Origin of the sequence: Streptomyces sp. SID10853 (genome assembly GCF_010548145.1) — a bacterium.
In the GTDB taxonomy this organism is placed as follows: domain Bacteria; phylum Actinomycetota; class Actinomycetes; order Streptomycetales; family Streptomycetaceae; genus Streptomyces.
Genome location: NZ_JAAGLN010000352.1, coordinates 1 through 5,145, shown reverse-complemented (window position 1 = coordinate 5,145; position 5,145 = coordinate 1). Strand labels below are relative to the sequence as shown.

At 74.3% G+C, this 5,145-nt stretch carries 5 protein-coding genes; 4 read left to right on the top strand and 1 reads right to left on the bottom strand.

From position 1 onward, the window contains the following. The 4 genes from G3I19_RS34385 to G3I19_RS34370 all read left to right on the top strand — a co-directional run. A partial coding sequence (locus tag G3I19_RS34385; RefSeq protein ID WP_164267623.1) for an alpha/beta hydrolase occupies positions 1–766 on the top strand: 766 nt, incomplete at its 5' end. Then, positions 759–2,015 carry an acyltransferase gene (locus G3I19_RS34380; RefSeq protein ID WP_164267624.1) on the top strand — a complete coding sequence of 419 codons (1,257 nt, stop codon included), beginning with the start codon at positions 759–761 and terminating at the stop codon, positions 2,013–2,015. The genes G3I19_RS34385 and G3I19_RS34380, both read left to right, overlap by 8 nt. Next, a complete protein-coding gene (locus tag G3I19_RS34375; protein ID WP_343235298.1) occupies positions 2,002–3,327 on the top strand; it encodes a histidine kinase in 1,326 nt (441 codons plus the stop codon). The genes G3I19_RS34380 and G3I19_RS34375 overlap by 14 nt, the downstream gene beginning before the upstream one ends. Next, positions 3,324–3,992 (top strand): response regulator transcription factor, encoded by a 669-nt coding sequence (locus G3I19_RS34370; RefSeq protein WP_164267622.1) that lies wholly within the window; start codon positions 3,324–3,326, stop codon positions 3,990–3,992. The genes G3I19_RS34375 and G3I19_RS34370 overlap by 4 nt, the downstream gene beginning before the upstream one ends. Before the next feature lie 51 nt (positions 3,993–4,043). On the opposite strand, the gene G3I19_RS34365 is transcribed toward G3I19_RS34370, so the two are convergent. Continuing rightward, the gene (locus G3I19_RS34365; protein ID WP_343235299.1) at positions 4,044–5,099 is read right to left on the bottom strand and encodes an MBL fold metallo-hydrolase; all 1,056 of its coding nucleotides are present in this window, start codon (positions 5,097–5,099) and stop codon (positions 4,044–4,046) included. Positions 5,100–5,145: the final 46 nt, after the last annotated feature.

Here is a 5,145-nt window from a genome sequence, read left to right as displayed (position 1 = left end):
CCTGGCCCACGGCGACACCGGGCGGGCCGGTTCACTGCGCGCCATGGCACGGCCGGGGCGCCACTTCCTCTCCTTCGACGGGCGCGACGGCGGCCGCACGGCCGAGGTGTTCGGGAATCTGTCCCGGGCCCGGCGGATCGCCGTACTGGTGCCGGGTTCGGACACCGGCATCGACGAGTACGGGCGGCTGCTGGCCGGGGCGGAGGCGCTCCACCGGCAGTTGGGCGGCGCGGCGGCCGTCGTGGCGTGGCTCGGGTACGCGGCACCGGCGACGGTCAGCACCCGGGTGCTGACGACCGGGCGGGCGGACGAAGCGGCCCCCGTGCTGCGGCGCTTCGGCGGGGAGTTGGGCCGGGCCGCACCGGCCGACCGGATCGCGCTGCTGTGCCACTCCTACGGTTCGGTGGTCTGCGGCCGGGCCGCCGCCGGTCTCCACGTCGCCGACATCGTGCTGTACGGCAGCCCCGGCGCCGGGCGCACCAGCGCCGCCGATCTGCGCACCCAGGCGACCGTCTGGGCCGCCCGGGGCCGCGGCGACTGGATCGCCGATGTGCCCCACGTACGGATCCCGCTGCCGTCCGGCACGCTCGGGCTCGGCGCTGACCCGGTCTCGGCGGGCTTCGGCGCCCGGGTCTTCGACGCGGGCGGCGGCGGCCACAGCGACTATCTGAGGCCCGGTTCGCTGTCGCTGGCGAACCTCGCCCGGATCGTCGTGGGGCAGGCGCCTTCCGGGGAGGTGCGCCATGCGCGCTCTCGGCATGCGTGAGCTGGTCCGGCGGATCGAGTCGGCGACGCCGCCCGGCCGCGACCGGACCGTCGACGCGCTGCGCGCCCTCGCGATTCTCGGGGTGGTGCTCGGCCACTGGCTGGTGACCGCGCTGGTCGCCGACAGCGGCACGGTGCAGGGCGCGAGCCCGCTGCAGTACCTGCCCCGACTCGCCCCGGTCTCCTGGCTGTTCCAGACCCTGGCGGTCTTCTTCCTGGTGGGCGGCCGGGTCGGCGCGGCGAGTTACGCGAAGGGCCGCGCCCGGGGCAACGGCTACCGGCAGTGGCTCGGGGCCCGGCTGGTCCGGCTGGGCAGGCCGGTGTCCGCCCTGCTCGTGGTGTGGGCCGTGGCGGCCGCGGTGATGCTCGTGGCGGGCGTCGGCGCGCCGACCGTGCACACGCTGCTCAAGCTGGTGCTGTCCCCGCTGTGGTTCCTGCTGGTCTTCGCGGGGCTCACCGCTGCGACCCCGCTGGTCGCCCGGTTGCACCCGCTGTGGCCGGTCGCCGTGGTGCTGCACGTCGATCTGATCCGCTACGGCCTGGGCGGGCCGTCCTGGCTCGGCTGGGTCAATGTGGTGGCGGGCTGGCTCGTTCCGTACTGTCTGGGCGCGTCCTGGGCACGCGGAGCGCTCAGGGGGCGCGGGGCGGCCTGGACCCTGCTGGCCGGCGGCGCCGCGGCCACCGCGGGGCTCGTCCTGTGGGGCGGATATCCGGCGTCCATGGTGGGCGTGCCCGGCTCCCGGATATCCAACCTCGATCCGCCCACCCTGGCCGCCGTCACGTTCGGTCTGGCCCAGTGCGGAGCCGCTCTGCTGCTGCTCGGCCCGTTGCGGCGGGCGCTGGCCCGTCCGGCCGCCTGGGCGGCTGTCGCGCTGGTCAACCTCTCCGCGATGACCGTCTTTCTCTGGCACCAGACCGCGATGATGGCCGTCACCGCCGTCGGTATGCTCACCGGTCGGGTGCTGCCCGGTCTGCACACCGTCCCGGACGCCTGGGGGTGGGTGCTCGCCCGGCTGGTCTGGCTGCCGGTGTTCGCCGCCGCGCTGCTGGTGTGCTGGGCCGCGTTCCACACGTATGAGCAGGGACAGCGGCGGGGGCGCGGACACAGTTCGGTCGTACGGACCGGGGCGCCCGTAACGGGAGTTCCGGGAGTTCCGGGAGTTCCGGGAGTTCCGGGAGTTCCGGGAGTTCCGGGAGTTCCGGGAGTTCGGGGTGTTCCGAGGGGGGAGACACACCATGGCCATGCCTGAGGCCGAGCGGGTGGCACGGGGGCAGCGGTGGCGGGACCGGGAGTGGCTCCTGGCCGCCCTGCGGAGCGCGCCTCGCGCCCTGGTCCGGGACCTGACCCTGCCGTCCGATCCGCTGCCCGCCGCGGGGCAGCCCGGATATCCCGTCTGGCGGCCGGTGCTGGCCATCCCGCTGGTCATCTGCGCCGCGCTCCTCGCACCGCTCCAGATCGGCGCTCTGCAACCGGACGGCGGCGGCGCCGTTCCCGGGCTGACGGTGCTGCTCGGCATCGGCCAGGCTGCGGCCCTGGTGGCCGGGCTGTTCCGTCCGCTGTCCGCCTGGTGGGCGTCGACGGCCCTGATGGTCGCCCTCACGTGTCTCACCGAGCCGGGGATCCGTCCGGGTGTGCTCTTCCCCTGGACCCTTCCGGGGATGTTCCTGACCGGAGGTGCGCTGTTTTTGCTGGCGCTGCGGGTGCGGCCCCGGCGGGCGGGCGGGGCGCTGGTGGTCACGCTGCTCGCCGGTGCGGCGTGCGCCCTGTTCACCGCGCGGCCGCACCACTACGACATCGACCGGGCGGTGCCCGTGCTGCTGGCCGTCGTGGTGGTCGGCTCTTCACTGCGCGGGCTGCGCAAGGCCCGCAGGGAGACCGACGCCCAGGCCGAACTCACCGCCGGGGAAAGGGCCCTGCGCACGCTCCTGGAGGAGCGCAACCGGATCGCCCGCGAACTGCACGACGTCGTGGCGCACCACATGTCGGTCATCTCCATCCAGGCCCAGGTCGCCCCGCATCTGGTCGACGATCCGTCGGACGAACTGCGGGAGAACCTCGCGGGCATCCGTGAGAACGCGGTGACCGCGCTCACCGAACTGCGCCGCGTCCTCGGCGTGTTGCGCGCCGACGACACATCGGCCGACGGACTGCGGCAGGCGCCGCAGCCCACCCTGGACCAGCTGGACGCGCTGCTCGGCCGGGTGCGTAAGGCCGGACTCACCGTCACCGCCAGGACCACCGGAGGGCCCTGTCCGCTGCCGCCGGGTGTGGGGCTCACGGCGTTCCGTATCGTGCAGGAAGCGCTCAGCAATGTGCTGCGCCACGCGCCCGGAGCGGAGGTACAGGTGGAGATCGGGTACCGGTCGTCCGCCGTCCATGTGCGGGTCACCAACACCGCACCGGCCGGACCGCCCGCGCCGGCGCCCGCGCCCGGCGCCGGCCACGGGCTGCTGGGGATGCGGGAGCGGGCCGCCATGCTGGGCGGCGACTTCGCCGACGGGCCGACCCCCGGCGGCGGGTACGAGGTGGCGGCGGTACTTCCCCTGGAGGGGCCCTCATGACCATCCGGGTACTGATCGCCGACGACCAGATGATGGTCCGCCAGGGCTTTACGGTGCTGCTCAACGCCGAACCTGACATCGAGGTCGTCGGCCAGGCCGTCGACGGCCTCGACGCCATCGACCGGGTCGCCGAACTCGACCCTGACGTCGTCCTGATGGACATCCGGATGCCAGGACTCGGCGGCATCGACGCCACCCGCCGGATCACCGGGCCGGCCGGGGCGACCGTACGGGTCCTGGTGCTGACGACCTTCGATCTCGACGAGTACGTGTACGAGGCGCTCCGCGCGGGCGCGGCGGGATTCCTCCTCAAGGACGCGTCGGCCGACGAACTCGCCCGCGCCGTACGGGTGGTGGCGGCCGGTGACGCTCTGCTCGCGCCGAACATCACCAGGCGCCTCATCGCCGAGTTCTCCCGGGTGACCAGCTCCCCGCGTTCCGCGCCCAGGGGCAGGGCCGGGGACCTGACCGAGCGTGAGACCGAGGTGCTCTCCCTCATCGCCCAGGGCCTGTCCAACGCGGAGATCGCCGGGCGTCTGGTGGTGGCCGAGCAGACCGTGAAGACCCATGTGAGCCGGATCCTGGTCAAGCTGGGCCTGCGCGACCGGACCCAGGCCGCCGTCTTCGCGTACGAGTCGGGGCTGGTGCGCCCCGCGGGTTACTGAAAGGCCCGCACCCGAGCGGTCGGTGACCGGAGCCGTCAGAAGCCCGACCCGTCAGTGGCCCGACCCGTCGGCGACCTGCCCTCGCGGCCGGGCTCCCGTGGCCCGCCGGTCGGCGGCGGGCACCTCCTGGAGCACCCTGGATCCGCCGACCGGCAGGTCCCAGAGGTCGTCGCGCGGCCGGCCCGCCAGCTCCCAGGCCGCACGGACCCGGGTGAGCGGTTCGAGCACCGGCTCGGCGGAGAGCAGGAACGCACCCCAGTGCATCGGCGCCATCCGGCGCGCGCCCAGATCCTCGCAGGCCGCCACCGCCTCCTCGGGGTCGGTGTGCACGGGCCCGAGCATCCACCGCGGTTCGTACGCCCCGATCGGCAGCAGCGCCAGATCGATGCCCGGGTGGCGGTGGCCGATCTCCCGGAACCAGTGGCCGTAACCGGTGTCGCCCGCGAAGTACACCCGCTGTCCGCGCCCGTCGGTGAGGACCCAGCCGCCCCAGAGCGAGCGGCAGGTGTCCGTCAGGGTGCGCTTGGACCAGTGGTGGGCCGGTACGAAGTCGAAGCGGACACCGCCGGTCTCGGCCGACTCCCACCAGTCCAGCTCGGTGACACGGGTGAAGCGCCGACGCCTGAACCAGCGGGCCAGGCCCGCCGGGACGAACAGCGGGGTGTCGCGCGGGAGCCGCTTGATGGTGGGAGCGTCCAGGTGGTCGTAGTGGTTGTGGCTGATGACGACGGCGTCGATCTTCGGCAGGTCGGCCCAGCGGACCCCGACCGGTGTGACCCGGGCGGGCGTACCGAGGATCCGGCGCGACCAGACCGGATCGGTGAGGACGGTGAGACCGCCGATGCGTACCACCCAGCTGGCGTGCCCCGCCCAGGTGACGGCGATGGTGGTGGCGTCGGTCCCGGGGAGCGGGGCGGGGGCGTACGGCAGCAGCGGAATGTCGCGCAGCCCTTCGGAGCGCGGCCGCACGGCGCCCTCGCGGGCCAGTCTGGCCATCGCCCTGACACCGGGCAGCGGTGCGGTGAGCCGGTCGGCGAAGGACTTCGGCCAGAGCCTGGTCTCGCCGGGCGCCCGCAGGATGCCGGGGGTGCGGGGGCGGCGCCTGATGTGCGGCCGGGCCTGGGTCTTCTTCGCGGCGGGGGCGCTCGGCGCG

Excerpts from the sequence above, each read along its gene's own strand:
- G3I19_RS34380 (WP_164267624.1), top strand. The coding sequence starts at position 759 with ATGCGTGAGCTGGTCCGGCGGATCGAGTCGGCGACGCCGCCCGGCCGC.
- G3I19_RS34375 (WP_343235298.1), top strand. The coding sequence starts at position 2,002 with ATGGCCATGCCTGAGGCCGAGCGGGTGGCACGGGGGCAGCGGTGGCGG.
- G3I19_RS34370 (WP_164267622.1), top strand. The coding sequence starts at position 3,324 with ATGACCATCCGGGTACTGATCGCCGACGACCAGATGATGGTCCGCCAG.